Origin of the sequence: Streptomyces sp. R35 (assembly GCF_041053035.1) — a bacterium.
Taxonomy (GTDB): domain Bacteria; phylum Actinomycetota; class Actinomycetes; order Streptomycetales; family Streptomycetaceae; genus Streptomyces; species Streptomyces lutosisoli.
This window is the reverse complement of record NZ_CP163440.1, coordinates 8,271,419-8,297,473: the sequence shown is the minus strand read 5'-3', so window position 1 is coordinate 8,297,473 and position 26,055 is coordinate 8,271,419. Positions and strand designations below refer to the sequence as shown.

Genomic DNA, 26,055 nt, shown 5'->3' with positions numbered 1-26,055 from the left:
CCCTTCCCCCGGACCCTCCTCCCGGCCCCTTCTCCCGGGAGCCGGAAACCGTCTTCTCCCTCAGCCGGAACCCGGAAGCCGTCGTACGGTCGCCGGCTCCCGTCACGCGATCAGACCCCGGGAACCCCCGCTCCCTCCATCAGCCCCCGTACCTCGGTCCCCGGCGGCGTCAGCAGGAACACGTTCCGGTCCACCCGGTGCATGCCGCTCGCGAGGCCGAAGACCACGCCCGTACTGAAGTCCAGCACCCGCTTGGCGACCTCGGTCTCCGCGCCGGTCAGGTCGAGCAGCACGGGGATGCCCGCCATCAGCGTCTCGGCGACATCGCGGGCGTCCGCGAAGATGTTGACCCGCAGGACCACGAAACGGCGGCGGGCCTCGGTCGGGGCCTCGGGTATCGACCGGTGGTCGACCGCCGACGGCCACGCGTCCCGGCCCCGCAACGGAACGACCTGGGCGAGCCCCTCCCACTGTTCATCGGTGACGTCGCGGCTGTTCACCACACCACCCCGTCCTGGCTCGCACTCTTTATCTGCACCGGCCAATTCTTACGCATGGTCACCCGTTCGGCTCAACAGCGACACGGTCCGCGACGCGGTCAGGGGAGCGGCGGCTACGGAAAACTGCGCATAGTTGTCCAAACTGATCCCCCCTCACCGCAATCGAGGCCTCCTCCATGAGCCTGAGCATCCGCAACCAGCTTCCCGGCACCGTCATCTCCGTCACTCCGGGCGAGGTGATGGCGACGGTGAAGGTCCGTCTCGGCGGCGGTCAGGAGATCACCGCGGCCGTCACCCTGGAGGCCGTCGAGGACCTGGGCCTGGCCGCGGGGTCCACGGTCCGCGCCCTGGTCAAGTCGACGGAGGTGTCCCTGGCCACCGGCCCGCTGGACGGGGTGAGCATCCGCAACCAGCTGCCGGGCACGGTCACGGACGTCGCCGTCGGCGGAGCGATGGCCCGCGTCAAGGTCACGGTCGCGGGCGGTGAGCTGACCTCCGCGATCACCAAGGACGCCGCCACGGAGCTCGGTCTGACCGCCGGTGCCCAGGTCGTGGCACTCATCAAGTCCACCGAGGTGTCACTGTCCAACGCGTGACGCACCAGGTGGGCGGCCACCCTTCTTACCTGCCTCACACCGGACTCTTCACGTCCTGCCGCGCCCCGCTCACCTGCGGGAATTAGCGTCTGGAGCCGTGTACTTGGCAGAAACCAGGCTGTCGCCCACCGGTCGGCAGGTCCCCTCGAAGGCATCGCCCGACGGGGCGCCCGCGCAGTGGCATCCGGACGAGGCGCCCGCCCAGTGGCACCGTGTCCTGACCCTGCTCGCCGACATCAGCCTCTTCATCGGTACGCGCCCCTTGTGGACGCAGGCCGCGAGCCACCGTCTAGTCGTGGCCGCGGTCGTCTCGCTCTGTTACGCCTCGATCCTCGCGACGGGCGTCCTGACCCTGGTCGTACGCCGCGGCCGTACGCTGGCGCGGCTCGACCTGTGCGTCCTCGTGACCGCCGTGGCGCTTGCCGTGTGCGGGTGGGCGATGAACCACGGCGGCAGCGACGAGTCGGTCCTCACCACGCAGGCCGCCCACGAGTTCCTCGCCGGGCACCAGGTCTACGACCGGCCGTGGCCCTGGCTCTTCGGCCACGGCATCGCCCTCACCGCGACGATGAACGGCGGCTACGACTTCACGTACGGCTATCCGCCACTGACCCTGATGCTCACCGCGCCGCTGCTCTGGATCGGGCATGGCTCGGCCGCGGCGACGCTGGTCAGCACCGGGGCCCTGATCGTGGGTGCGATCGTGATGTGGCGGCTGCTGCCGGTGCCGTGGCGCTCGGCGGCCACGCTGGTCTGCCTCGGCTTCGGTCTGCTGCCCAACTACGCCCGGCTCGGCTATCCGGCGATCGTCGCCTGCGCCCTGCTCGTCCCGGTGGTGGTGGACTGGCCGCGGATGGGGCGCGGTGGCCGGGGCGACTGGGTGCGGGCGGTGTGTCTGGGCGCGGCCTGCGCGGCCCAGCAACTGCCCTGGTTCCTCGCGCCGTTCCTGCTGGCCGGGGTCTACGCGCTGCGCCGCGGTGAGCGGGGCCCGCGCGCGGCGGCGGCCGCCGTGGGTCGGATCGTCGGCGTGGCCGCGACGACCTGGCTGCTGATCAACGCGTACTTCATCGTGAGCGAACCCAGCTCCTGGGTCTCCGGTATCGCGCTGCCGCTCACGCAGAAGGCGGACATCCACGGCCAGGGTCTGGTCGGCATCTCGCTGTACTTCACCGACGGCAGCGACCGGCTGGCCTGGTACTCCCACGCGAGTCTGCTGCTGGCCGCGGGTCTGCTGGGCCTCTTCGTCCTGTTCGTACGGCGGCTGGGGCCGGCGGCGACGGTACTGCCCTGGTGCGCGTTCTTCGTGGCGACGCGCTCGCAGGACGGCTACTACCTGCTGATGACCCCGCTGTGGCTGGCCGCGGCCGTCACCGCGCCCTGGCAGTCCTTCACCGGCGCGTGGCAGCCCCGCCCCGCCTTCCTGCGCGGCGGGCACAGGCGCGGGGCCCGGGTGGCCGCGGCCGTGCTCCTGATGGCCCCGACGGCGGCAGCGGCGACCCTGGCCGTGTCGGGGTCACCGCCCCTGCGTATGGACGTCGTCGGCGCGCGCCGGGCCGCCGGCGCGCTGACCGGACTCACCCTGCGCGTCACCAACCTCGGCGGCGCGGCCCTGGACCCCCACTTCACCCTGACCACGGGCTCGGGCATGAGCCGCTACTGGTCCGTGGCGGCCGGCCCTGCCACGCTCCCGGCTCACGGCTCGGCGAGTTACGAACTCCGGCCGCCCGACGGGAAGTTCGTCCTCCCCCGCGCGGGCGTCCGGATCCGTGTACGGGCCGTCTCGGCGGCACCGATGACCCTGTCGAGCACGGACGTCGACCTGTCGGCCCTCAGCCTCAGCCCGTGACCCCATCAGATCGCCGTCCATCACGGCCGTACACCCCGGCTCGTCCGGTCCATCGCCGGCGGTCAGCCGCGCACGTGGAGCCCGAAACCCGTGCGGCCCGCGGGCTCCAGTCCCGCCTTCAGGTGCAGCGAGGGGATCTCGTAGTCACCGAAGTTCTGCCGCCGGAACGCGATCGGCTCGGTCGACTCCAGGGTGAGCAGGCGCTGCTCCCAGGCCTTGGCGACGTCCGGGTAGTCCTCGCCGGTCATCCGGTCGGTGCCGTACAGCACGAACGGCGGCAGCACCTCGATGCCCGGGTAGTAGAGGATGCCGTGCTGGATCGGGAACAGCAGATCGTCGATGGGGCCGTTGATCCCGCGGGCGGCGTAATGCGACTCCGGGCCGCCGGCGGTCACCGAGAGCAGAGCCTTCCTGCCCTTGAGGGTGCCTTCGCCGAAGCGCTCGCCGTACCTGGTGTCGCTGTGCTCGCCGACGCCGTACGCGAAGTGGTAGGTGAACACCCGGTCCACCCAGCCTTTGAGGATCGCGGGCATCGTGTACCACCACAGCGGGAACTGGAAGATGACCGTGTCGGCCCACAGCAGCTTCTCCTGCTCGGCGAGGACGTCCGGGGTGAGCGTCCCGGCGTCGAAGGCCCGGCCCGAGTCCAGGGCGACCTTCAGCGGACTTGAGGCGTCGGGGCCGTAGTCCGCGGCGTCCACGACCGCCTTCCAGTTCATCGCGTACAGATCGCTCACCCGCACCTCGTGCCCGGCGGTCTCCAATGTGGACACCGCGAGGTCCTTCAGCGAGCTGTTGAGCGACTTCGGCTCCGGGTGGGCGTAGACGATCAGCGTCTTCATGGGAACTCCTTCGGATCGGGTGCCTTCGATCCTGGGCGCCGCGGCGCCCGGCGTTCAGGGGCGCTTCTTCCGTCGGACGGGACTTCCTGGTACCGGCAGGACCACCTTCGCGGGCACCCACCGAGGCCATACTGGGGGCATGGATGATCTTGCGGGCTTCCTGCGGACCCGGCGTTCCCGGGTCGACCCGGCAGCCGTCGGCATCCCCACCGACAGCCGCCGCCGGGTCGAAGGGCTGCGCCGCGAAGAGGTCGCGCACCTGTCCGGAGTCAGCGTCGACTACTACGTACGCCTGGAGCAGGGCCGCGCGACCCAGCCCTCCGAGCAGGTCCTCGACGCGCTCGCCCGCGTCCTCGGCCTCGACGAGACCGAACGCGGGCACCTCTACCGGCTCGCCCGGCAGCGCCGCCGTCGCGCGAAGGCGCCGGGCGGGCGGGTCCGGCCGGAGCTGCTGCGCATCCTCGACCTGGTCGCCGACGCACCCGCGCTGATCATGGACCACCGCCTGGACGTGCTCGCCGGGAACCGCCTCGCCGGGCTCCTCTACGGCCGGCCGATGCCGGGCCTGAACACCGCCCGGCACATCTTCCTCGAGGAGGCCGAGCGCGGCCTTTACGCGGACTGGGAGAAATGCACCCTCGACGTGGTCGGGCACCTGCGCCTGGCCGCCGGCAAGTACCCCGAGGATCCCCGCCTGGCCTCGCTCATCGGCGAGCTGGCGATGGGCAGCGAGCGCTTCCGCCGCCTCTGGGCCCGCGCGGACGTGCGCGCCCGCACACATGGACGCAAGGCGTACCGGCACCCGCTGGTCGGACAACTGGAGCTGCACCAGGAGAACTTCGCGCTGCCGGACGAATCAAGCATGGAACTGCTGGTGCTGTCCGCGGCCCCCGGCAGCCCCGCCGAGGACGGGCTGCGCCTGCTCGCGGGCCTGGGCGCGGACAGCGGTGACGCGCATACCACAGTGAACGCTCAGAACGCCCAGGTCCGCGAGCAACTCAACGACGCCCACCCACCGCCGGGAACGCCTCAGTACTAGTACGCCCTACTTCGGTGCCTGGAAGCCGCCGATCCTCTGCTCCAGCAGTTCGGCCAGCCGCAGCGGGGTGCGGTCCTCGAACATCGGACCGATGAGCTGCACTCCCACCGGCAGACCCTCGGGCGACCGGCCCGCTGGTATGGCGGTGGCGGGCAGGCCGGGCATGGTGGCCAGACCGGCCCAGACGAGCTGGTCGAGGTACGGGTACCCGACGCCGTCGATGTCGATCCGGCGTTTCATCAGGTCGGGGTTGTGGTCGTGCGGGAACGCGGGGGTGGGCGTGATGGGACACACCACGGCGTCGAACTCGGCGAAGAGCTGCCGCCAGCCGTGGCGGTGGAGCTCGCGACGGTTGTTCGCTTCGATCCAGTCGCGGTGGCTGAACACCATGCCGCGCAGCCGCGTCGCATCGAGACTCTGGTCGTCTGCGCTCAGTGCGGCGGCCCAGGTCTGCATCTGCTCGTACGCTTCGACGGGAAAACGTGCAGCGGAGCTCGAAAACAGCAACTGCGTGTAGAGCACTGCGGCTTCGGTCAGATCGGGCAGCAGTGGACTGTGCCGTTCGACGCGGGCTCCGTCGTCGGCGAGCGCGTCGGCCACCCGGTTCACGCCCGCCCGCACAGCGGACCCGGTCGGAATGAGCGGATGCTCGTCGAGGACCAGGACCCGGAAGTCGCAGAGCCGCTCGTGGCGCGTGGGCGGCAGCGTCAGGTCGTGTGCCACACCGAGCGTCAGCGGGTCCGGTCCGGCCATGACGTCGAGCAGGAGCGTGAGGTCGCGGGCAGTGCGCGCCATCGGACCGACGACGGCGAGGTCAGGGTCGGCCGGCAGGGCCGGCGCGGGCGGCGGGACCATACCGCGGATCGCCGCCAGCCCGAGTGTCGGCTTGTGTGCGTAGACACCGCAGAAATGTGCGGGGGTGCGCAACGAACCACCGATGTCGGAGCCGATGGACAGCGCGCCGAATCCGGACGCCAGGGCCGCCGCCGATCCGCCGGAGGATCCACCCGGCGTACGACCGTGATCCCACGGGTTGTTGGTGGTGCCGTAGATCTCGTTGAAGCTCTGCACATCTTGCAGCCCCAAGGGCACATTGGTCTTGCCGAGCACCACCGCGCCCGCGGCCTTGAGCCGCGACACCTGCACCGCGTCCTCGGCCGGCATGTACTTCCGCTGTAGCGGCATGCCCCAGGTCGTGGGCAGCCCGGCGATGTTGTAGGACTCCTTGACCGTCACCGGAACGCCGAGCAGCGGCCGGTCCTCACCGCGGGCGCGCGCCTCGTCGGCACCGCGCGCGGCGGCCCGTGCACGGTCGAAGTCCGGCACACAGATCGCGTTGATCTCCTTGTCGTCCCGCTCGATACGGGCGATCGCCTCGTCGGTCAGTTCCGCCGAGGTCACCTCACCGGCACGCAACGCAGCCACGAGTTCTTCGGCCGACTGAAAATTCCACTCCATGAATCCGACCGTACCGACCTCTGCGACAAGCCACGAAATGCCTCTTCGCACAACGGGATTGCCGGATCGCACCTGTCGGGATGGCTCAACCACAGCTCCCGATCACGGTTGTTCGCGAGTGCTGGAAGGTGGCTCACCCGGGTTGTCCCGGCGGCGGTCTCACGGAGCCGACGTGCCGGAGGCCACACGTGCTGCAGTCCGACACCTCATCTAGGCATTCGGTCTGACCTTTGATATGTTTCAGCGATACCGAAGCTGCGGAGGGGTCCATGCTGTGGACTTTGAGCTGAGCGAAGATCAGGAGACCATCCGCAAGGCCGTCGCCGGCCTCTTGCGTGAATTCGACGACCGGTACTGGATGGAGAAGGACCGGGAGCACGCGTTTCCCGAGGAGTTCTACGCCGCCGTCGCGAACGGCGGCTGGCTCGGCATCACCATTCCCGAGGAGTACGGCGGCCACGGGCTCGGTATCACCGAGGCCTCGCTGCTGCTGGAGGAAGTCGCGCGGTCCGGTGGCGGGATGAACGCCGCCAGCGCCATTCACATGTCGATCTTCGGAATGCACCCCGTCGTGGTGCACGGCTCCGAAGAACTCAAACGCCGGACGCTGCCGCGTATCGCCACCGGTGATCTCCACGTCTGTTTCGGGGTGACCGAGCCGGGAGCCGGACTGGACACCGCGAGCATCACGACCTTCGCGCGGCGGGACGGCGACACCTATGTCGTCAACGGCCGCAAGGTGTGGATCTCCAAGGCCATGGAGTCCGAGAAGATCCTTCTCCTGACGCGCACCTCGAAGATCGGTGACGTCGCCAAGAGGACCGATGGAATGACGCTCTTCCTCACCGATCTGGACCGGAGCCGGATCGACGTCCGGCCCATCCCGAAGATGGGGCGCAACGCCGTCACCTCGAACGAACTCTTCATCGACGACCTGCGCGTTCCGGTCGAGGACCGCGTCGGCGAAGAGGGCCAGGGGTTCCGGTATCTCCTCGACGGACTGAATCCGGAGCGCATGCTGATCGCCGCGGAGGCGCTCGGGCTCGGCAGAGTGGCACTGGAGAAGGCCGTCGCCTACGCCAATGAGCGGGTGGTGTTCGGCAGGCCGATCGGCATGAACCAGGCCGTGCAGTTCCCCCTCGCGGACTCGCTGACCCGCCTCGACGCGGCCGAACTGATGCTGCGCAAGGCGACCTGGCTCTACGACCACGGCCGGCCCTGCGGACGGGAGGCGAACACCGCCAAATACCTCTGCGCGGACGCCGGGTTCACCGCCACGGACCGCGCGCTGCAGACACACGGCGGAATGGGCTACTCCGAGGAGTACAACGTCGCCCGCTATTTCCGCGAGGCCCGTCTGATGCGCATCGCACCGATCAGTCAGGAAATGATCCTGAACTATCTGGGATCCCATACTTTGGGAATGCCGAGGAGTTACTGATGGCCGACCATTCCGGGCTGTTCGATCTCACGGGACGATCGGCATTGGTCACGGGAGCCGCGGGCGGTATCGGCTCGGCGGTCGCCGAGGCGCTCGCCCGCGCCGGAGCCGCGGTCCTCGTGACCGATGTCGACGGGGCGGCGGCCTCGGCCGTGGCCGAGAAGATCTCCGCCACCGGCGTACGGGCGGAGAGTGCCGCCCTGGACGTACGGAACCGGGCGGCCGCCGACGCCGCGGCGGCACGGGCGGCCGGGCTCACCGGCGGAACCCTGCACATCCTCGTCAACAACGCCGGGGCCATCGCACCGGACATGTTCGAGAACCTCCAGGAGGAGGCCTTCCGCCGCATGCTCGACGTGCATGTGGTGGGCGCCTTCCACTGCGCGCAGGCGGCCCTGCCCTTCCTGCCGGCCGACGGCACGGGACGGATCATCAACGTCACGTCGTCGGCCGGCATCGTCGGCACGCTCGGGCAGGTCAACTACTCCGCCGCCAAGGCCGGCATCATCGGCCTGACGAAGTCGCTGGCGCGCGAACTGGCGCGCAGGCAGATCAAGGTGAACGCGCTGGCACCGCTGGCCGCGACCCCGATGACGGAGACCATCCGTACCCACAAGAAGTTCGCGGAGGCGATGCTCGCGCGGATCCCGCTGGGGCGGTGGGCCGAGCCCGAGGAGATCGCCGGGGCCTTCGTCTTCCTGGCGTCGGACGCCGCGTCCTTCATCACCGGTCAGGTACTGCCGGTGGACGGCGGAATGGTCATGTGAAACCCGGGGTGACCGTGAGCACGCGTACCATTCCCGATGATTGAAATGGTTCGGCCAAAGTGGTCGCACGACTCAGGGGTGCGCGAGATGTCCGGTAGGTCCCATGTCGGCTAGGTCCCATCCGCACTTCGACGCGCTGACCGTTCCAAAGGCTTCGGACGTGCTGGCGTCGGAGGTGCGCGAGCGCATTCTCTCCGGCGAGTTCACCGAGGGCATGGCATTGCCGCCGGAGCGCCAGCTGGTCGAGCAGACCGGGCTGAGCCGGGCGACGGTCCGGGAGGCGCTGCGGATCCTGGAGGTCGAGAAGCTCCTCCAGATCAGGCCGGGGCGGGGCGGCGGCGCCTTCGTGCACCGGCCCAATCGCGAATCCGTGGCCAGTACGGTGCAGTTGGTCATCCGGGGGCAGCGGATCCGGCTCGAGGCGCTGCACGAGACACGCGAGGCGATCGAGCCGACCTGCGCGGCACTGGCGGCGCAGCGCCGCTCGGACCAGGACCTCGCCGAGCTGGACGCCGCACAGGTCGACCTCGTCGAGGCCGGCGACGACATCCCGCGGTTCCTGCGGGCCAACATCCGCTGGCACAGCGCCGTAGCGCGGGCCAGCGAGAACGAACTGCTCATCGGGTTCATGAGCGCGCTGTCGCAGTCGATCTACGCCGCCACGAACCTCGAACAGTTCATGGACGCGGAGATCCGCGAGGTCACCGCCCGCGCGCACGCGAAGATCACCGAGGCGATCCGCGAGCGGGACGGCGCGGCGGCGATGCGGCGTATGGCGCGGCACGTGTGCGGCTTCGCGGACGCGGCCGCGCGGGTCGACCGGCGGGACCAGGTGGAGCTGTCGGTGCCGCCCGGCGATTGACCATCACCCGGGTCCACGCGCAGCCCGGGCTCGAATGAGAACGCCATATTCACGTCACGCGAACGCCACTCTTCACTTTTGGTCTGACCTTAAATAGGATCCCAGGGTGGAGAGGGGGTCCCATGGGCGAGCCGAATCCCGTCCTGACCGTGGTGGCCGACGGTGATGTCCGCGTCGTCACATTGAACAGGCCCGAGCGGCTGAACGGCGTTCCCGAGGAGCTCCACCAGCGGCTGGCCGAGGTCTGGCGCGAACTCGCGGCGGATCCGAAGGCGCGGGCCGTCGTCCTGACCGGCGCGGGCCGTGCGTTCAGCGCGGGCGGCGACTTCGACCATCTGCGCCGGCACCACACCGATCCGGACCTGCGGGAGCGCTCCATCCGGCTCGACCGGGCCATCCAGACGGAGATGATCCGGTTCCCGCTGCCCGTCGTCGCGGCGGTCAACGGCCCTGCGGTCGGGCTGGGTTGCAGCCTGGCGCTGGGCTGCGATCTGGTGCTGATGGCCGAGGACGCGTACCTCGCGGATCCCCATGTCTCGGTCGGTCTGGTCGCGGGCGACGGCGGTGTGTCCCTCTGGCCTCTGCTCACCAGTCTGCTCCGTGTGAAGGAGTACCTCTTCACCGGAGACCGCATTCCCGCCGCCACAGCGGTCGAACTGGGCCTGGCCAACCGCACGGTCCCCGCCGCGGACCTCCAGCGCGAGGCCCTCGCCCTGGCCGGACGGCTGGCGGCGCAGCCCGCGGAGGCGCTGCGCGCCACCAAGGCGGCGCTCGCCGTGCTGGTGGAGCAGGTGTCGCGGGGCGCCATGGAAGCGGCCCTCATGGCCGAGCGGGCCACCATGACCAGCCCGGACCACATACGGATCATCGACGAGCTGGCATCCGGAGCCCGCCGGCGGTCGACGCCACCGTCCGCGGGACCGGCGGCCACCGCGGCCGGGAAGGACTGACCGTGGAGGCCGAGGAGTTCCTGCTGGTGCGCGACCTGTTCCGCTCGTTCGCCGGGCGCTTCCGCATCGGCTCGGCCGACGAAGTGAAGCCATCGGTGCGAGCGGCCGCGCAGCAGGCACTCGCGGAGCTGGGCCTCGGCGAGTTGCGTCGCTCCTCACCGCCGGCCGCGACCGTCCAGGAGTGCGCCCTGCTCGCGGAGGAGCACGGGAGGCAGCCCCTCACCACTTCCCTGCTGGGGACGGTTCTCCTCGCCCCGGAACTCCTCCGCGTCCTGGGCGCCGAGCGGCGATCGGACAGCGGCACCACTCCGACGGTCGCGCTCGCCCGCGATCTGCGGTTCCCGCGGGCGGACACCTCCGAACTGGTCGCCTGGGACTGCGAGGGCGCGGACAGCGCGCTCTGCGTCACCTCCGACGGGGCCGTCACCCGCGCCGAGTTGGGGCCCGGAGCACCGAGCGCGGACCTCCTGCGCGGCATCCGGACCGTGGGGTCCCCGCAGCGGATCATCGGACGGCTCGACGCAGCGGGGCTTCAGCACTGGCAGGCGTACGCGCTCGTGATGGTGAGCGGTGAACTCGTCGGCGCGGCCCGGGAGTTCGTCGAGCAGAGTGTCGCGTACGCCCGCGAGCGCCGGCAGTACGGGCAGGCCATCGGGGAGTTCCAGGCCGTCCAGCATCTGCTCGCGGACGCGACGGTCGGCCTGGAAGCCTGCGTCAGCGCCACCCGGTATGCCGCCTGGTGCCTCGACAACGAACCCCCGGAGCGCGCCCTGACGGCCGCGCGCGTCGCGAAGGCCGAGGTGAACCGGTCGACCGTGGAGGCGGTCCAGGCCGGTATGCAGGTCTTCGGCGGCATCGCCCAGACCTGGGAGCACATCGCGCACCTCTACCTCCGCAAGGTCCTGCTGGGCGCCACGGTCCTGGCGACCACGGCCGACCTGCTGGTTCCCCTGGCCGAACCGGAGGTCACGCGATGACCGACACCCCCCTGGACTTCGGTGACCCCGCCGGCCTGGACCGGCTGCGCCGGGACTTCCGTGCCTGGCTGAACGGACACCCGCTTCCCGAGCGCCGGTCGGACGAGCCGCTGCCGGTCTTCCTGCACCGCTGGCACCGGCAGCTGCACTCCGGCGGCTGGGTCGGCCTCGACGTTCCCGAGCGCTACGGCGGGCGGGGCCTGAGCGCGCTGCATCAGGTCGCGATCAGCGACGAACTCGGGGCCTGCCATGCTCCGGGCATCCCCCGCATCGGCTATCTCGCCCACGCGCTCCTGGAGTTCGCGGACGAGGACCAGCGCCGGCGGTGGCTGCCGCGGATGCTCGCCGGGGACGACGTCTGGTGCCAGGGGTTCAGCGAGCCGGGGGCCGGGTCGGACCTCGCCGGGATGAGCACGCTCGCGACCCGGCACGACGGCCACTACAGCGTCCGCGGGCAGAAGCTCTGGACCAGCTACGCGCAGTACTCCGGCCTCTGTCTGCTGCTGGCCAGGACGGACCGTGGGGCGCCCGCGCACCGGTCGATCACCGCGTTCGCCCTGCCCCTCGACCGTCCGGGCGTGACCGTACGGCCGTTGCGGGCGATGAACGGCGACGACGAGTTCTGCGAGCTGTTCCTCGACGACGTCCGGATCGAGGAGTCCGAGCGGATTGGCGCCGAGGGCGACGGCTGGCCCCTGGCGATGACGACAGTGTCGTACGAGCGCAACGCACTCGACACCGGCCACATCTCGAAGTACGGGCTGCTCGTCGAGCGTCTTCGGCGCGTCGCCCGTGACCGTCGGGGCGAGCTCCCGGACGGGCTGCTCAGCGAGATCGGGCGGTGCTTCGTGGACTATGAGGTCCTCGTGGCGCACGCCCGGCGCCGGACCGCCGAGCGGCTCGGCGGGCAGGCCGCAGGGCCCGAGTCGTCCATCGACAAACTCCTGATGACCCGGACCGAACAACGGCTCTACGAGACGGCGCTCAAGGTGTTTCCCGAGGAACTCCACGAAGAGGGCGGGGAACTCTTCGGGGACTACCTCTATTCCAGAGCCGCGTCCGTGTACGGCGGAACCTCGCAGATCCAGCGGAACATCATCGCGAAACGCGTCCTGCACCTGCCTTCGCTCTCGAAGCCCCCCAACCCTGGAGCGACGTGATGCGCTACGACGACACCTTCCTGAGCATTCCGCACGCCATCAGGATCGCTTCCAGGAGTTTCGGCGACGACACCGCGCTGATCGACGGATCCCGGCGATGGAGTTTCCGCGAGCTTGAGCGGCAAATGGCCGAGGCCGTGAAAGCGACCGTCGCGCTGGGGGTCGAGCCGGGCGATCGGGTCGGGCTGTGCGCGCCCAACTCGGCGGAGTGGATTTTCGCCGCGCTGGGCATTCAGGGGGCCGGGGGCGTGATCGTGCCTCTCAATACACGGTTCAAGGCGGCAGAAATCTCGTACATTCTGCGGAAATCCGGCGCCAAGGCCCTGATCGCCTCACCTTTCCTGGGCAACGACTACATCGCCGAGCTGAGGAAGACCGACCCCGGACTGCCGGCCTTGCGCAAGACGGTGCCGATTCCCGCGTGGCCGGAATTCCTCCTGGGCGGCCGGGGTGTCTCCACCTCCCTGGTGCACGACCTCATCGACCGGCTGACCCCGAACGACGTCTCCGACGTGATGTTCACGTCCGGAACCACCGGTCATCCCAAGGGCGTCGTCCTGACGCACGGCCAGTCGCTGCGCGCGTACGGCTGGATGGCCGAGGAATACACCTTCGCCCGCTCCGACAGTTTTCTGATCATTCCGCCGTTCTTCCACTGTTTTGGATACAAGGCGGGCTGGCTCGCCTCCCTGATGCACGGGGTGACGGTCATTCCGATGCCCGTCTTCGACGCCGGACGGGCGCTCGACATCATCGCCAGGGAAAAGGTCAGCATTCTGCTGGGCCCGCCCACGATCTTCCAGGACCTGATCAGGCACCCGGACCGCCCGTCGTACGACCTGTCGTCGCTGCGGGTTTCCATGACCGGCGGCACCACCATTCCGGAATCACTGATCCGTGCGATGAAGAGTGAGCTGTCCTTCGACATCGTGATGAGCGCGTACGGGCTGACCGAGTCGACCGCGTTGGTGACGACCACCCGGATCGGGGATTCCGAGGAGACCGTCGCCCGCACCACGGGACGGGTCATTCCGGACGTCGAGATAAGGATCGCCGACGGTGAAAGCTCCGACGCCGGGGGAAAGGGCGCTCCCCCGGGACAGGACGGGGAGGTCCTGGTCCGCGGCTACAACGTCACGCGCGGATACTGGGAGGACCCGGAGGCCACCGCCGCGGCCATCGATCCGGAGGGCTGGCTGCGGACCGGTGACATCGGGCGGCTCGACGAGGACGGCAATCTGTCGATCGTCGACCGCAAGAAGGACATGTACATCGTCGGTGGATTCAACGCCTATCCGGCGGAGATAGAGAAATTGCTGCTCGGGCACGAGCTGATCGAACAGGCCGCCGTCATCGGGGTTCCCGACGAACGCCTCGGCGAGGTCGGCTGCGCCTTCGTCGTCGTGAAGCCCGGCCACCACGTCACCGAGAAGGACATCGTCGAGTGGGCGCGCGAGAACATGGCGAACTTCAAGGTCCCGCGCCACGTCCGGTTCAGCGGTCGACTCCCGCGCAACGCAAGCCAGAAGGTACTCAAGGACGAGCTGCGCGCGCGGTTCGTGAGCGGGGGCTGACATGGGAACGACCGGCCCGCTGGCGGGCATCACGGTGGTGGCGTTGGAGCAGGCCGTGTCCGCTCCGATGTGCACGCGCACCCTGGGGGACTTCGGAGCCCGGGTGATCAAGGTGGAGAACCCGGAAGGCGGCGACTTCGCCCGGCACTACGACGACGTGGTGGGCGGCCTCGGGGCGCACTTCGTCTGGGCCAACCGCGGCAAGGAGTCGGTGGCGCTGGACCTGAAGACTCCGGCCGGGATGACTGCGCTGCACCGGCTGCTCGACCGCGCCGACGTCCTGGTGTCCAACCTCGCTCCCGGGGCGACGGCCAAACTCGGCATCTCCCCGGCCGACCTGGCCGTGAGCCATCCGGAACTCATCGCGGTGGAGATCGACGGGTACGGTGCGGGCGGCCCGCTCTCCCACAAGCGCGCCTACGACCTGCTCGTCCAGGCGGAGTCGGGAGCGTGCGCGACGACCGGCCGTCCCGGTGCGCCGGCCAAGGCGGGTCCGCCGATCGCGGACGTGTGCAGCGGCCTGTACGCCGCCTTGTCGGTCATGGCCCTGCTCCATGAGAGGGCGCGCGGTCGCAGCGACGGTCCCGCCGCGGTCGCGGTGAGTCTGTTCGACACGATGACGGAGCTGATGGGGTACTCGCTCACCTACACCCGGCACACGGGCATCGATCAGGAGCCGGTGGGCATGGGGTCGCCCGCCGTGGCACCGTACGGGGCCTACGCCACGGCCGACGGCCACACCGTCGTCCTCGGCACCACCAAAGACCGCGAATGGCAGCGGCTGGCGCGCGAGCTGCTCGACCTGGCGGACGACGCACGCTTCGCGACCAACTCGGGCCGGGTGGAGCACCGTTCCGCCCTGGACGCGGAGATCGGCGCGTGGTGCGCCCGCCATGATCTGGCGCATGTGCAGGACAGCGCGGACTCCGCCGGGATCGGGAATGCCCGGCTCAACTCCCCGAGCGACGTCCTCGCGCATCCGCAGCTGACGGCCCGCGACCGGTGGCGCCGGGTCGACACACCCGGCGGTTCGGTGCCCGCTCTGCTGCCGCCCGCCGTGCTCTCCGGCTATGAGCCGCCGATGGGCGCGATCCCCGCGCTCGGCGAGCACACCGCCGCCGTACTCGCCGAGTTGGGCATCAGCGACGAAGGGGAAGTGCTGTGAGCGACCAGCCCGTTCTGCTCTCCAGCGACATCGGCGGCGTACGCACCCTGACGCTGAACCGGCCGCACCGCAAGAACGCGATCGACGAGGAGCTGTGGACCGCGCTGCGGGACGGGCTCTCGGACGCCGGACGCGATCACACCGTACGAGCGATCGTGCTGACCGGAGCCGGGGGCGCGTTCTGCTCCGGCGCCGACATCTCGAAGGGGGTGAGCAGCGCCCATCCGCTGTACCGCATGCGGACGTTGAGCGAAGTCGCCCTGCTGCTGCACGAGTTGCCGGTTCCCACGATCGCCAAGGTGAGCGGGGTCGCGGTCGGCGCGGGATGGAATCTCGCGCTGGGCTGCGATCTGATGGTGGCGACCCCTCAGGCGAGGTTCTCGCAGATCTTCGCGCGGCGTGGGCTGTCGCTGGACTGCGGTGGCTCGTGGCTGTTGCCGAAGCTCGTCGGACTGCAGCAGGCCAAGCGGCTCGCGCTGCTCGCCGAGACGATCGACGCCGAGGAGGCCCGGGCGCTGAACCTGGTGACGTGGGTGGTGTCCGCGAAGGAGATCGACGCCTTCGTGGCCGACCTCGGAGCGCGGCTGGTGGCGGGCGCCTCGATCGCCCTCGCCCAGAACAAGGCGTTGCTGAACGAGGGCTCCGACCGCACGATGCGCGACGCGCTGGCGGGCGAGGCACGCGCCCAGGCGGTCAACTTCGCCACGGCGGATGTCCCCGAGGCGTACGCGGCGTTCGCCGAGAAACGCGAACCGACGTTCACCGGGCGCTGGGCCGCGCCGAGTGGCCGGGCCGACAACGGAGGCCGTCATGCGTGAAGCGGTGATCGTGGAAGCGGTGCGGACCGCTGTGGGGAGGCGGAACGGTGGGTTGTCCGGCATGCACGCGGCCGACCTCTCCGCCGTCGTGCTGGGCGCGCTGGTCGAACGGGCCGGGATCGACCCCGAGGTCGTCGACGATGTGATCTGGGGCCGTGTGTCCCAGGTCGGCGACCAGTCCAGCAACATCGGGCGCTACGCGGTCCTCGCCGCGGGATGGCCCGAGAGCATCCCGGGAACCACGGTCAACCGGGCGTGCGGGTCGAGTCAGCAGGCGCTGGACTTCGCCGCGCACGCCGTCATGTCCGGCGAGCAGGACATCGTCGTGGCGGGCGGCGTCGAGGTGATGAGCCGGGTCCCGCTCGGCTCCGCGCGGGCCACCGGAATGCCGTACGGGCCCCAAGTTATCGCCCGCTACGAGGACTTCTCCTTCAACCAGGGGCTGTCCGCCGAGAAGATCGCGCAGAAGTGGGGCTTCTCGCGTGCGCGGCTCGACGCGTTCTCGGCGCTCTCCCATGAGCGGGCCGCGGCGGCGCAGGACGCCGGGGTCTTCGCCGCGCAGATCGTCCCGGTGGCCACGGAGGGCACGACGGTCGCGGTCGACGAGGGGATCCGGCGCGGGACCAGCGTCGACGGTCTCTCCTCGCTCAAGCCCGCGTTCGCCGACGACGGAGTGATCCACGCGGGCAACGCCTCCCAGATCTCGGACGGGGCGGCGGCGCTGCTGGTGACGACGCCGGAGAGGGCGCGCGAGCTGGGGCTGACGCCGATCGTGCGCTACCGCACGGGAGTTGTCACCGGGTCCGACCCGGTGCTCATGCTCACCGGTCCGATCCCGGCGACCGAGAAGGTCCTGCGGAAGGCGGGCATCGCGCTGTCCGACGTCGGGGTCTTCGAGGTCAACGAGGCTTTCGCACCGGTGCCGTTGGCGTGGCTGGCCGAGACCGGCGCCGACCCGGCGCTGCTCAATCCGCTGGGCGGCGCCATCGCGCTGGGCCACCCGCTCGGCGCGTCGGGTGCCGTCCTGATGACCCGCATGATCCACCACATGCGCGACCAGGGGATCCGCCACGGCCTGCAGACCATGTGCGAGGGCGGCGGCACCGCCAACGCCACCCTTGTCGAACTGATCACGCCCTGAAGCCGAACCGACCACGCCGTGAAGTCGATGACCACGCCCTGACCCGGAGGCCGTCGTGCGCCGAGAGCTCTTCACCCCCGACCACGAGGCGTTCCGGCGGCTGGTGCGGGACTTCGTGGCGAACGAGGTGGTCCCGCACTACGCCTCGTGGGAGGAGGCCGGGCGGCTGCCCCGCGCGCTCTTCGAACAGCTGGGCTCGCTGGGGCTGTTGGGCATGGCCGTCCCCGAAGAGTATGGCGGAGCGGGCCTCGACGACTACCGCTACAACGTCGTGCTCCAGGAGGAAGCCGCACGCGCCCTGGTCACGCTCGGCACCGTACGCACCCAACTCGACGTCGTTCTCCCCTACTTCCTCGCCTACGCCGGCAAGGAACAGCGCGGTCGATGGTTCCCCGGTCTCGCGGCCGGCACGCTCCTGACCGCCATCGCCATGACCGAACCGGGCACGGGTTCCGATCTCGCGGGCATCCGGACCACCGCCGTGCGCGACGGGGACGCGTACGTTCTGAGCGGGGCCAAGACGTTCATCACCGGCGGCCTTCTCGCCGACCTGGTGATCGTGGTGGCGCGGACGTCGACCGATCCCGGCAACCGGCGGGCGGGCCTCACCCTGCTGGTCGTCGAGGACGGTATGCCGGGCTTCACGCGCGGCCGGGTGCTGAACAAGATGGGCATCAAGGTCCAGGACACCGTCGAGCTGGCCTTCGACGGCGTACGGGTCCCGGTGGCCAACCGGCTGGGCGAGGAGGGCGCGGCTTTCGGCTACCTCGGCCACAACCTGCCGCAGGAGCGGATGACGGTGGCGGTCGGATCGGTCGCCCAGGCGCGGGCGGCGCTGGACACGACGATCGCGTACGTGAAGGAACGGCAGGCGTTCGGGACCCCGGTCGCCTCCTTTCAGAACACGAAGTTCGAACTCGCCGCGGTGGCCGCCGAGATCGAGGCCGCGCAGATGATGCTCGACCGTGCCGTGACCGAGCTGGTCGACGGGGAGCTGTCGGGCGCCGACGCTGCGAAGGTCAAGCTGTTCTGCACGGAGATGCAGGCGCGGGCCGTGGATCGCTGCCTGCAACTGTTCGGCGGGTACGGCTACATGCTGGAATACCCCATCGCCCGGCTGTACGCGGACGCGCGCATCACCCGGATCTACGCCGGGACCAGCGAGGTCATGAAGGTCATCATCGCCAAATCCCTGGGACTGTGAACACCATGACGGACTCCTCCAGCGGTGCTTCCACCGGTTTCTCCGGCGACTTCGCCCACAGGGCGGGTGCCGCGTTCGTCGCGGGTGGCACGGGCGCCATCGGGGCGGCGATCGTCCGTACGCTGGCCGAGCGGGGCAGCGACGTGGTGCTCACGTATCGCGCGCATCAGGCCGCGGCCGAGTCGCTCGCCGGTGAGATCAAGGAGTGCGGGCGTCAAGTCCTCACGCTGCGGCTCGATTTGAGCGACGAGTCGGCCACCGCTGCGGCCGTGTCCGAGGCGGCCTCGGCGTTCGGCGGTATCCACACCCTCGTGTACGCGGCGGGCCCGCGTGTGCCGATGGTGCATCTGAGCAAGGTCACGCCGAGCCAGTACCGGGCCCAACTCGACGCCGACGCGGGGGCGTTCTTCAATCTGGTCCATCCCGCGCTGCCCCGGCTGCGGGAGAGCCGGGGCAGCATCGTCGCGGTCACCACCGTGGCCACCCGCCGGTTCCCGGTCCGCGACGGGCTCTCGTCGGGCACGAAGGGGGCGGTCGAGGCGGTCGCCCGGGCGCTGGCCGCCGAGGAAGGGCGGTACGGCGTCCGCGTGAACTGTGTCGGCCCCGGCATGCTGACGGACGGCATCGCCGCCCGCCTGATCAGTTCGGGCGAACTCGACGAGGCGGCGCTGGAGATCACCCGGCGCAACATCCCGCTGCGCCGCTTCGGCAGCGCGACGGACATCGCCGAGGCGGTCGCGTTCCTGGCCTCGGACCGCGCGGGCTTCATCACCGGGCAGGCGCTGGGGGTGGACGGCGGGTACAGCGTCTAGCTGTCCTGTGGCGTGATCCGGCGTCCGTCGACGAAGCTGTCCGAAGCCGCGCCCGCCCAGTTCGGGGCCGAGATGCGGGGCCCACAGACCCTGGTCGCGCACCTGCTGTTTGAGCTTGCGGACGACGGGGCCGAGCTCGTCGTCGAGCGGCTGGAAGGCCCGGCCGGGGTAGAGCAGGTCGAGCGGTTCGATGCGTTCGGCGCGGAAGTGTCGGATCCACTCCAGCTTCTCCTCGAACTCCGGCTCTGTGCGAAAGTCCCATCCCATTGCGCGAGAATAACATTCTCACTCAGTGCAAGTAAGGGTCTCGTAACTTGCGGTGCGTGATTCGGTAGGGCGACCCGCCCGATTACCGTTGAAGTGGAGTATCGTTCTGCAAGTGACAGCAGTCCCCGAAGAGCCAGCGTGGCGCCAGCGCGCCGTCGAACGGTCCACCCGTGCCGCCAAGCTCCGCGCGGAGCAACGCGTGCAGCGCTTCCTGGACTCGGCGCAGGAGTTGATCGCCGAGAAGGGAACGACGGACTTCACCGTCCAGGAGGTCGTCGACCGTTCGAAGCAGTCGTTGCGCAGCTTCTACCAGCACTTCGACGGCAAATACGAGCTGCTGCTGGCCCTGTTCGAGGACGCGCTCTCCACGTCGGCGGCCGAGATCCGCGAGGCCGCGTCCGGGATGAGCGATCCGCTGGAGTCCCTTCGGCTCGCCGTGGACATGCTGTACCGGCAGTCGCACCCGAGCCCCGGTGTGCAGCGCCCGCTGTTCAGCGACTTCGCCCTCCAACTGCTGGTCAAGCACCCGGCACAGGTGGCGACCGCCCACATTCCGCTGCTCACGCTCTTCACGGAGCTGATCGAGCAGGCCGCCGAGGCCGGTGCCATCCCCGCTGGAAGGCCCCGCCGCCAGGCCTCGCTGGTCATGCAGACCATCATGTTCGCCGCTCAGGCCCACGGCGTCCCGGCCGACAGCCACTCCCACCCGGTCACCGCCGAGGAGATCTGGCAGTTCTGCCTCGGCGGCATCTCGGGCGTCCCGGCCACGGCGGGCAGGTCGGCCGCGGGCTAGTCCAACTTCTGGACGGTGAGGGGGACTTCCGGACGGCCGGCCCGACTTCCAGACGGCTGGTCCGACTTCCGGACGACCGATCCAGTTTCCGTACGACCGGTCCAGCCTCCGTAAGACTGGTCCAACTTCCGCGCGACTGGTCAACTTCCGTACGCTGACGCGAAATCCCGCTTCTCCGTGATCGAGAGTAAGGTTCTCGCCCACAGGGCAGGATCCGAGGGTGACGCCAAGACCTTCCTACCGGGTCGTCCAATGGGCGAGCGGAAACATCGGCGCCCGCACCCTGCGCGCGGTCGTCGAGCACCCGCGGCTGACCTTGGCCGGTCTGTATGTGCATACGTCGGCCAAGGCGGGAAGCGACGCCGGAGAGCTGTGCGGACTGGACGCGACGGGGATCATCGCGACCCGGGACATCGACGAGATCACGGCTCTCGGCGCCGACTGCGTCCTCTACACGCCGCGCGCCTGCGACTTCGACGAGGTGTGCCGACTGCTGGCCTCGGGCGCAAACGTCGTGACCACCCGGGGTGAGTTCCACCGTGCGGACAGTCTCGATCCCGCGGTGCGCAGGCGGGTCGAGGCCGCGTGCGACCGCGGCGGGACCTCGATCCACAGCACCGGAAGCAGCCCCGGATTCATCACGGAGGCTCTGCCGCTGGTACTGACGTCATCCAGCGGCGGCTCGACGGTCTGACGATCGACGAGTTCGCCGATCTCTCCCGACGCGACTCGCCCGGGCTGCTCTTCGAGGTGATGGGCTTCGGGAAGCCCCCTGCCGAGTTCGACGAACGCCGGTTGTCCGTGGTGCGCGACAGCTTCGGCCCGTCACTGCGTCTTGTCGCCGACACCCTCTCGCTGCGCCTCGATTCGGTGGAGGCGACCGGCGAGGTCGCGACCGCGCCCCGCCCCGTCCACATCGCCGCCGGCGTCCTGCCGGCCGGCACCGTGGCCGCACAGCGAATCACGGTGGCGGGCCTGCACGACGGCCGCCCGGTGCTGCGCTTCCGCGCCCACTGGTACTGCACCACCGATCTCGGCCCCGCGTGGGATCTCCGCCCCACCGGCTGGCACGTCACGGTGGACGGCGACGCTCCGCTCGACGTCGACATCCGCTTCCCGGTACCCCTGGACCGGATGGCGGCCACGTCGCCCTCGTACACGGCGAACTGCGCTGTCAACGCGGTGCCCTTCGTCTGCGCGGCACCCCCTGGCATCCGCACGACGGCCGACCTGCCTCAGATCGTCGCCGCGCTCGGCCCCTCATAGCCGCACTCGAACCCTCACGGCCACGCCCGGCCCGACACAGCGACGCCCGGACCCTCGTCACCCGTCACCCGTCACCCGTCACCCGGCCACCGGCCACCGGCCACCCGAGGCTCCTGCCGCGCAGCAGCACCCGTGTTCCGGCCGGCACCTCGGCCATCCGGAAGGGCTTGGCGAAGCAGTCGGACGGTCGACGGCGGCGGCGGTCAGCCAGACCCGCGCCTCGGTTCCGCAGCCCTCGGCGCGGACCTGACAGCCCGCCGGCTCAAGGGTGGCCGACAGCGGTTCGACGGCATCCGGGGCGTCAAGGGTGGTCGCCGGCGGTTCAACGGCTTCCGGGGCGGCGACGGCGACCAGGACGTGCTGCCCGATTCGGGATTCCTCCGCGGGTTTCCCGCAATCCACCAATCCACGGGCTTCGGGACGGGCGTGCACTCAGGTTCGCGACACCTTCTCGGACGTGATGTCCACGTCCTCCGCGGAGTAGAAGTCGTCGACCATCCGGTGGAACAGGCGGGCCAGCTGCCGCAGCTCGTCCGAGTCCCAGTCCTTCAGGGCGACCTGCATACCCCGGACGCTCGCCTCGCGAACGCGGTCGATCGCCTCGCGGCCCCTCGGGGTGATCTCGATGCGCTGCGCGCGTCGGTCGTCCGGGTCCGGGACCCGGGTCACGTAACCGGCCTTCTGCAGTTGCTGCACCTGGCGGGTGACATGGGACGCCTCCACGGCCAGCAGATTCGCCAGTTCGCCCAGCCGCATCGGCTCGGAATCGGCGATCTGCCGCAGCAGCGCCACGGCCGCGCGCTCCAGCGACACTCCGGCCAGGGCCATCAGACGGTCGTGCTGCCGGACCCGGCTGGTCAGATAGGAGATGCGATTGAGCGCGCCCTCGATCTCCGTGATGTCGGCCGAGGCCGGGGCGTCTGTCGGCGGTGTGGTGGGCATGGGTCCATCCTAGCAGCTAATTGCCTGACTCAAGTAAATTACTCATTAGTTTGCTTGACTCAAGTAACTCCGACATGTTTGCCTGAGTCAAGCAAGCCACCCACGACCCTCCTGGCCGTGGGTCCCCAGACCGGGGCCACACAGAGCGGACGTGGCCCCGTCGCGCCGAACCCGTGGGGACGGGGAGCGGCGCAGTCCCGGACCCGGCGATCGGACACCCCCTGCCCGTCGCCGGGTCCGAGGACACCGGCCGACCATGCCTCTCCCCTCTTCACCGGGGCGGACGTCGGCTCAGTGCCCGTGTCACTGCTCATCGGCCCTCCGGGCGCCGATCACCGGCCTGGTGTCCACCGCGAGGCGGAGTTCCCCGCACGCCGCTTCGCACCACGCGAACACCCCGCATGGGACCACCTGAGACGGAAGACGGGACTCTCCGATGGGAAGTTACACACGAGCAGGACTGGCCGGCGTGGGCGTCACGTGCGGCGTGCTCCTGCTCGCGGTCAGCGTCGGGAACAACAAGGACGACGACAAGACCACCTCCACCCAGCCCAAGGGCGCGGCAGCCGCCGCGCCACCGAAGGGCCCGTACGTCGCGCTCGGCGACTCGTACACCGCGGGACCGAAGATCCCCTCCCAGACCGGCAAGCCCGCGGGCTGCGAGCGCTCCGACCACAACTACCCCGCACTGGTCGCCGAGAAGCTGGAGATCGACGCGGCCGACTTCCGCGACATGAGCTGCAGCGGCGCCACCCTCGCCGATCTGTCCGCTCCGCAGCACACTGACAACGGCGTCAACCCGGCCCAGCTGTCTGCCCTTTCGGACTCGACCCGGCTGGTGACCATCGGCATCGGCGGCAACGACATCGGCTTCAGTTCGCTGGTGAAGAACTGCGTCAAGCAGGGCGCCCTCTACGTCGCGACCGGCAGCGGCAAGTACACCGGGAACGACGCGCCCTGCAAGGGGAAGTACGTCTCGGGCGGCACCGACGAGGTGCGGCAGAAGATCCAGGCGGCGGGAGAACGCCTGGCCGACACGCTGAACGAGGTCAAGCAGCGGGCCCCGAAGGCCCGGGTCTACGTCGTGGGCTATCCGTCGATCCTGCCGGACAAGGGCAAGGCCTGCGAGGACGACATGACCCTCGCACCCGACGACGCGACCTTCCTCAACGACAAGGAACAGCAGCTCAACAGCACACTGCGGCAGCGCGCGGCGGACGCCGGGGCCGGATACGTCGACACGTACACCCCCTCGGCGGGCCGCGACGCCTGCTCGGCGAGGGAGACCCGCTGGACAGAGCCCCTCATCCCGGCGGCCCCGGCCGCCCCCGTCCACCCCAACGAACGCGGTGAGCGCGGTATGGCCGACGCCGTCCTGCGCACGGTCAAGGGCTCGTAGCCAGAACCGACCGCGAACACCGATCGCGAACACCGACTGCGAACACCAATCGCGAGACACCGACCGCGAAAGACGACCCATGGGCGACCGCGAACGACGCCCCAGGGAGAGGAAGAGGTACGACATGAGAAGCACGGGTACGGGGCTGGAAGGACGCGGCGTCGTCGTCACCGGAGCGGGCTCGGGCATCGGTCGGGCCACCGCCCTGGAGTTCGCCGAGGAAGGCGCGAAGGTCCTGGTCGCCGATCTGAACGAGGACGCCGCCGAACAGGTCGTCAAGACGATCGAGTACGCGGGAGGCGTCGCCCGCGCGGTCGTCGGCGATCTCAGCGACCCGCAGGTGGTCGAGGAGGTCGTCGCCACGGCCGTGGACACCTTCGGCGGCCTGGACGTGCTGGTGAACAACGCCGGCGTCATGGACCACATGTCGGCCCTCGCCGACACCGGCGACGCCGAGTGGGAGCGCGTCATACGGGTCAATCTGACCGCGCCGTTCCAGCTCACCCGTGCCGCGCTGCCGCACATGCTGGCGGCGGGCAGCGGCTCGATCGTGTTCACCGCCTCCGAGGCCGGCCTGCGGGGCAGCACGGCTGGTGCCGCGTACACCGCCTCCAAGCACGGCATCGTGGGGCTGACCAAGTCCCTCGCCGTGATGTACCGGAACCAGGGCATCCGTACCAACGCCATCGCCCCCGGCCCCACCGCGACCAGAATCCAGGTCGATTCCCAGCCGAAGGCCCACGGCCCGAGCCTCATCGGTCCCTACATCGGCCTCTCCGGCAGGGTGTCCGAACCCGAGGAGCAGGCAGCCGCCATCGTCTTCCTCGCCTCGGACGCCGCCAGCAACATCAACGGCGTCGTCCTGCCGGTCGACTTCGGCTGGTCAGCCGTCTGACCGGCCGTCAAGAACCCCACCCTCCACACCCGTATATCTGCTGTCTGCAAGAGAGCGAGTCATGCCATGGCCACGATGAAGTCCGTACAGACCGGCCCCGTCGGCAAGATCGACGTCGTCGACGTCGAGCGGCCGGTGCCCGGCCCGAAGGACGTACTGATGCAGATCCGCGCCTGCGGCATCTGCGGCACCGATGTGACCTTCCTGCACATGGGCGGTATGCCGTCCCGGGGAGCCGCGGGCGGCGAGCTGGTCGCGGTGCCGCTGGGCCACGAGCCGGCCGGTGAGATCGTCGAGGTGGGAGCCGAGGTCACGGACCTGAAGGTCGGCGACCGCGTGGTGGTCAACCCGCAGGACGCGCCGACCGGCATCATCGGCTGCGGCGGCAAGTTCGGCGGGATGAGCGAGTACCTCCTCATCGAGAACGCCGTCGCCGGCAAGAGCGTCGCGGTCTTCCCCGACACCGTTCCCTTCGACGTCGCCGCGCTCAACGAGCCGATGGCCGTCGCCCGGCACGCCGTCAACCGCTCCGAGGCCAAGCCGTCGGACAAGGTCGTGGTGTTCGGGGCCGGGCCCATCGGCCTGGGCGCCACCATCTGGCTGAAGCTGCGCGGGGTCGAGCACGTGGTCGTCGCCGACGTGATCCCCGAGCGGCTGGAGACGGCGCTGGCCGTCGGCGCGGACGCCGTCATCAACTCCGCCACCGAGGACATCACCGCCCGGCTGACCGAGCTGCACGGCCAGGCCGCCAACGCCCTCGGCCAGCCCCGTGCCGGAACCGACATCTACATCGACGCCGCCGGCGCGCCCGCCGTCTTCAACGCCACCATCGCCGCCGCGCAGTGGGGCGCCAAGATGGTCATGGTCGCCGTACAGAAGAAGTCCGACGCGATCGACCTCGCCGGCATGCTCCGCAGCGAGCTGACCCTCATCGCCTCCCAGGGCTACCCCACGGAGATCTTCGAGGTCACCCAGGAGATCGCCGAGCACCACGAGCGCTTCGCCAAGCTGATCAGCCACCGCATCCCGTTCGCCGAGGCCGAGCGTGCCTTCGAGCTCACGCTGACGCCGGGGGCGGCGGAGAAGGTGGTCGTCACCTTCGGCGCCTAGGGGGTTCCCCACACCCCCTAGGCGTAGTCACCACGCCGTAGACCACCCGCACCACCCCCGTGGCCGTGCCGCACGTCCGAGCGGCGCGGCCACGCCTTTGTCCGCTCCCGTGGGCGGTCGTGTCCTGCTCGGGGACCATGCGCCGGGCCTCGTGTACTGCGTTCTCAGTAGTCCGGATTGTCGGCAGGCGCACGACGACAGGACACCCCCGTCCCCGGGAGCCTGGGGACG

General features: G+C 70.0%; 25 protein-coding genes. 21 read left to right on the top strand and 4 right to left on the bottom strand.

Going from position 1 to position 26,055, the window contains the following annotated elements:
* Positions 1–110 precede the first annotated feature (110 nt).
* On the bottom strand, positions 111–500 hold the full coding sequence (locus AB5J50_RS37445; protein WP_327432410.1) for a cell division protein SepF: 390 nt from the start codon (positions 498–500) through the stop codon (positions 111–113).
* A 176-nt stretch (positions 501–676) separates the two neighbouring features.
* On the opposite strand from AB5J50_RS37445, the gene AB5J50_RS37440 reads away from it, so the two are divergent.
* Both AB5J50_RS37440 and AB5J50_RS37435 read left to right on the top strand, forming a co-directional pair.
* Complete coding sequence (locus tag AB5J50_RS37440) at positions 677–1,096, top strand: molybdopterin-binding protein (protein ID WP_369263031.1); 420 nt, start codon at positions 677–679, stop codon at positions 1,094–1,096.
* A 97-nt stretch (positions 1,097–1,193) separates the two neighbouring features.
* The gene (locus AB5J50_RS37435; RefSeq protein WP_369263029.1) at positions 1,194–2,942 is read left to right on the top strand and encodes a hypothetical protein; all 1,749 of its coding nucleotides are present in this window, start codon (positions 1,194–1,196) and stop codon (positions 2,940–2,942) included.
* 62 nt (positions 2,943–3,004) lie between these two features.
* Here the strand turns inward: AB5J50_RS37435 and AB5J50_RS37430 are convergent, their stop codons facing one another.
* Positions 3,005–3,784, bottom strand: coding sequence for an NAD(P)H-dependent oxidoreductase (locus AB5J50_RS37430; RefSeq protein WP_369263027.1), 780 nt, complete (start codon positions 3,782–3,784; stop codon positions 3,005–3,007).
* Between the two features lie 139 nt (positions 3,785–3,923).
* On the opposite strand from AB5J50_RS37430, the gene AB5J50_RS37425 reads away from it, so the two are divergent.
* Positions 3,924–4,823 (top strand): helix-turn-helix transcriptional regulator, encoded by a 900-nt coding sequence (locus AB5J50_RS37425; RefSeq protein ID WP_369263025.1) that lies wholly within the window; start codon positions 3,924–3,926, stop codon positions 4,821–4,823.
* A gap of 6 nt (positions 4,824–4,829) precedes the next feature.
* Here AB5J50_RS37425 and AB5J50_RS37420 read toward each other — a convergent pair whose 3' ends face one another.
* On the bottom strand, positions 4,830–6,281 hold the full coding sequence (locus AB5J50_RS37420; RefSeq protein WP_369263024.1) for an amidase: 1,452 nt from the start codon (positions 6,279–6,281) through the stop codon (positions 4,830–4,832).
* Positions 6,282–6,555: 274 nt separating this feature from the next.
* Here AB5J50_RS37420 and AB5J50_RS37415 point away from each other — a divergent pair, with 274 nt between their 5' ends.
* The 15 genes from AB5J50_RS37415 (at position 6,556) to AB5J50_RS37345 (ending at position 21,478) form a co-directional block, all read left to right on the top strand.
* Entirely contained in the window at positions 6,556–7,722 is a 1,167-nt protein-coding gene (locus tag AB5J50_RS37415; RefSeq protein WP_327432404.1) for an acyl-CoA dehydrogenase family protein, read from the top strand.
* A complete protein-coding gene (locus tag AB5J50_RS37410; RefSeq protein ID WP_369263022.1) occupies positions 7,722–8,489 on the top strand; it encodes an SDR family NAD(P)-dependent oxidoreductase in 768 nt (255 codons plus the stop codon). Before AB5J50_RS37415 ends, AB5J50_RS37410 begins: the two co-directional genes overlap by 1 nt.
* 103 nt (positions 8,490–8,592) lie before the next feature.
* Entirely contained in the window at positions 8,593–9,351 is a 759-nt protein-coding gene (locus tag AB5J50_RS37405; RefSeq protein ID WP_369263021.1) for a FadR/GntR family transcriptional regulator, read from the top strand.
* 122 nt (positions 9,352–9,473) lie between these two features.
* The gene (locus AB5J50_RS37400; RefSeq protein ID WP_369263020.1) at positions 9,474–10,301 is read left to right on the top strand and encodes an enoyl-CoA hydratase/isomerase family protein; all 828 of its coding nucleotides are present in this window, start codon (positions 9,474–9,476) and stop codon (positions 10,299–10,301) included.
* 2 nt (positions 10,302–10,303) lie between these two features.
* Positions 10,304–11,278, top strand: a complete 975-nt coding sequence (locus tag AB5J50_RS37395) for an acyl-CoA dehydrogenase family protein (RefSeq protein WP_369263018.1) — start codon at positions 10,304–10,306, stop codon at positions 11,276–11,278.
* Complete coding sequence (locus AB5J50_RS37390) at positions 11,275–12,438, top strand: acyl-CoA dehydrogenase family protein (protein WP_369263016.1); 1,164 nt, start codon at positions 11,275–11,277, stop codon at positions 12,436–12,438. The genes AB5J50_RS37395 and AB5J50_RS37390 overlap by 4 nt, the downstream gene beginning before the upstream one ends.
* On the top strand, positions 12,438–14,012 hold the full coding sequence (locus tag AB5J50_RS37385; protein ID WP_369263014.1) for an AMP-binding protein: 1,575 nt from the start codon (positions 12,438–12,440) through the stop codon (positions 14,010–14,012). Before AB5J50_RS37390 ends, AB5J50_RS37385 begins: the two co-directional genes overlap by 1 nt.
* A 1-nt stretch (position 14,013) precedes the next feature.
* Positions 14,014–15,177 (top strand): CaiB/BaiF CoA transferase family protein, encoded by a 1,164-nt coding sequence (locus tag AB5J50_RS37380; RefSeq protein WP_369263013.1) that lies wholly within the window; start codon positions 14,014–14,016, stop codon positions 15,175–15,177.
* Complete coding sequence (locus AB5J50_RS37375) at positions 15,174–15,995, top strand: enoyl-CoA hydratase/isomerase family protein (protein ID WP_369263011.1); 822 nt, start codon at positions 15,174–15,176, stop codon at positions 15,993–15,995. The genes AB5J50_RS37380 and AB5J50_RS37375 overlap by 4 nt, the downstream gene beginning before the upstream one ends.
* A complete protein-coding gene (locus tag AB5J50_RS37370) occupies positions 15,988–17,136 on the top strand; it encodes an acetyl-CoA C-acyltransferase (protein ID WP_369263009.1) in 1,149 nt (382 codons plus the stop codon). Before AB5J50_RS37375 ends, AB5J50_RS37370 begins: the two co-directional genes overlap by 8 nt.
* Positions 17,137–17,191: 55 nt before the next feature.
* Positions 17,192–18,340, top strand: coding sequence for an acyl-CoA dehydrogenase family protein (locus tag AB5J50_RS37365; RefSeq protein WP_369263008.1), 1,149 nt, complete (start codon positions 17,192–17,194; stop codon positions 18,338–18,340).
* Between the two features lie 5 nt (positions 18,341–18,345).
* Complete coding sequence (locus tag AB5J50_RS37360; protein ID WP_369263006.1) at positions 18,346–19,152, top strand: SDR family NAD(P)-dependent oxidoreductase; 807 nt, start codon at positions 18,346–18,348, stop codon at positions 19,150–19,152.
* A gap of 379 nt (positions 19,153–19,531) precedes the next feature.
* Positions 19,532–20,212, top strand: a complete 681-nt coding sequence (locus tag AB5J50_RS37355) for a TetR/AcrR family transcriptional regulator (RefSeq protein WP_369263004.1) — start codon at positions 19,532–19,534, stop codon at positions 20,210–20,212.
* A 220-nt stretch (positions 20,213–20,432) separates the two neighbouring features.
* Positions 20,433–20,906 (top strand): hypothetical protein, encoded by a 474-nt coding sequence (locus AB5J50_RS37350; protein WP_369263002.1) that lies wholly within the window; start codon positions 20,433–20,435, stop codon positions 20,904–20,906.
* Positions 20,907–20,965: 59 nt separating this feature from the next.
* Entirely contained in the window at positions 20,966–21,478 is a 513-nt protein-coding gene (locus AB5J50_RS37345; RefSeq protein ID WP_369263001.1) for a hypothetical protein, read from the top strand.
* A 432-nt stretch (positions 21,479–21,910) separates the two neighbouring features.
* Here AB5J50_RS37345 and AB5J50_RS37340 read toward each other — a convergent pair whose 3' ends face one another.
* Positions 21,911–22,420, bottom strand: coding sequence for a MarR family winged helix-turn-helix transcriptional regulator (locus tag AB5J50_RS37340; RefSeq protein ID WP_369263000.1), 510 nt, complete (start codon positions 22,418–22,420; stop codon positions 21,911–21,913).
* Between the two features lie 469 nt (positions 22,421–22,889).
* On the opposite strand from AB5J50_RS37340, the gene AB5J50_RS37335 reads away from it, so the two are divergent.
* From AB5J50_RS37335 to AB5J50_RS37325, 3 genes are all read left to right on the top strand, one after another.
* The gene (locus AB5J50_RS37335) at positions 22,890–23,819 is read left to right on the top strand and encodes an SGNH/GDSL hydrolase family protein (protein WP_369262999.1); all 930 of its coding nucleotides are present in this window, start codon (positions 22,890–22,892) and stop codon (positions 23,817–23,819) included.
* 124 nt (positions 23,820–23,943) lie between these two features.
* Positions 23,944–24,714 carry an SDR family NAD(P)-dependent oxidoreductase gene (locus AB5J50_RS37330; RefSeq protein WP_327432330.1) on the top strand — a complete coding sequence of 257 codons (771 nt, stop codon included), beginning with the start codon at positions 23,944–23,946 and terminating at the stop codon, positions 24,712–24,714.
* A 66-nt stretch (positions 24,715–24,780) separates the two neighbouring features.
* Complete coding sequence (locus AB5J50_RS37325) at positions 24,781–25,824, top strand: zinc-binding dehydrogenase (RefSeq protein WP_369262997.1); 1,044 nt, start codon at positions 24,781–24,783, stop codon at positions 25,822–25,824.
* The last annotated feature ends 231 nt before the right edge of the window (positions 25,825–26,055 follow it).

What these genes read in the sequence shown, in the direction of transcription:
- AB5J50_RS37440 (WP_369263031.1), top strand. Translation starts at nt 677, where the DNA reads ATGAGCCTGAGCATCCGCAACCAGCTTCCCGGCACCGTCATCTCCGTC.
- AB5J50_RS37430 (WP_369263027.1), bottom strand. Translation starts at nt 3,784, where the DNA reads ATGAAGACGCTGATCGTCTACGCCCACCCGGAGCCGAAGTCGCTCAAC.
- AB5J50_RS37425 (WP_369263025.1), top strand. Translation starts at nt 3,924, where the DNA reads ATGGATGATCTTGCGGGCTTCCTGCGGACCCGGCGTTCCCGGGTCGAC.
- AB5J50_RS37420 (WP_369263024.1), bottom strand. Translation starts at nt 6,281, where the DNA reads ATGGAGTGGAATTTTCAGTCGGCCGAAGAACTCGTGGCTGCGTTGCGT.
- AB5J50_RS37410 (WP_369263022.1), top strand. Translation starts at nt 7,722, where the DNA reads ATGGCCGACCATTCCGGGCTGTTCGATCTCACGGGACGATCGGCATTG.
- AB5J50_RS37405 (WP_369263021.1), top strand. Translation starts at nt 8,593, where the DNA reads ATGTCGGCTAGGTCCCATCCGCACTTCGACGCGCTGACCGTTCCAAAG.
- AB5J50_RS37400 (WP_369263020.1), top strand. Translation starts at nt 9,474, where the DNA reads ATGGGCGAGCCGAATCCCGTCCTGACCGTGGTGGCCGACGGTGATGTC.
- AB5J50_RS37390 (WP_369263016.1), top strand. Translation starts at nt 11,275, where the DNA reads ATGACCGACACCCCCCTGGACTTCGGTGACCCCGCCGGCCTGGACCGG.
- AB5J50_RS37385 (WP_369263014.1), top strand. Translation starts at nt 12,438, where the DNA reads ATGCGCTACGACGACACCTTCCTGAGCATTCCGCACGCCATCAGGATC.
- AB5J50_RS37380 (WP_369263013.1), top strand. Translation starts at nt 14,014, where the DNA reads ATGGGAACGACCGGCCCGCTGGCGGGCATCACGGTGGTGGCGTTGGAG.
- AB5J50_RS37370 (WP_369263009.1), top strand. Translation starts at nt 15,988, where the DNA reads ATGCGTGAAGCGGTGATCGTGGAAGCGGTGCGGACCGCTGTGGGGAGG.
- AB5J50_RS37360 (WP_369263006.1), top strand. Translation starts at nt 18,346, where the DNA reads ATGACGGACTCCTCCAGCGGTGCTTCCACCGGTTTCTCCGGCGACTTC.
- AB5J50_RS37345 (WP_369263001.1), top strand. Translation starts at nt 20,966, where the DNA reads ATGGGCTTCGGGAAGCCCCCTGCCGAGTTCGACGAACGCCGGTTGTCC.
- AB5J50_RS37340 (WP_369263000.1), bottom strand. Translation starts at nt 22,420, where the DNA reads ATGCCCACCACACCGCCGACAGACGCCCCGGCCTCGGCCGACATCACG.
- AB5J50_RS37330 (WP_327432330.1), top strand. Translation starts at nt 23,944, where the DNA reads ATGAGAAGCACGGGTACGGGGCTGGAAGGACGCGGCGTCGTCGTCACC.
- AB5J50_RS37325 (WP_369262997.1), top strand. Translation starts at nt 24,781, where the DNA reads ATGGCCACGATGAAGTCCGTACAGACCGGCCCCGTCGGCAAGATCGAC.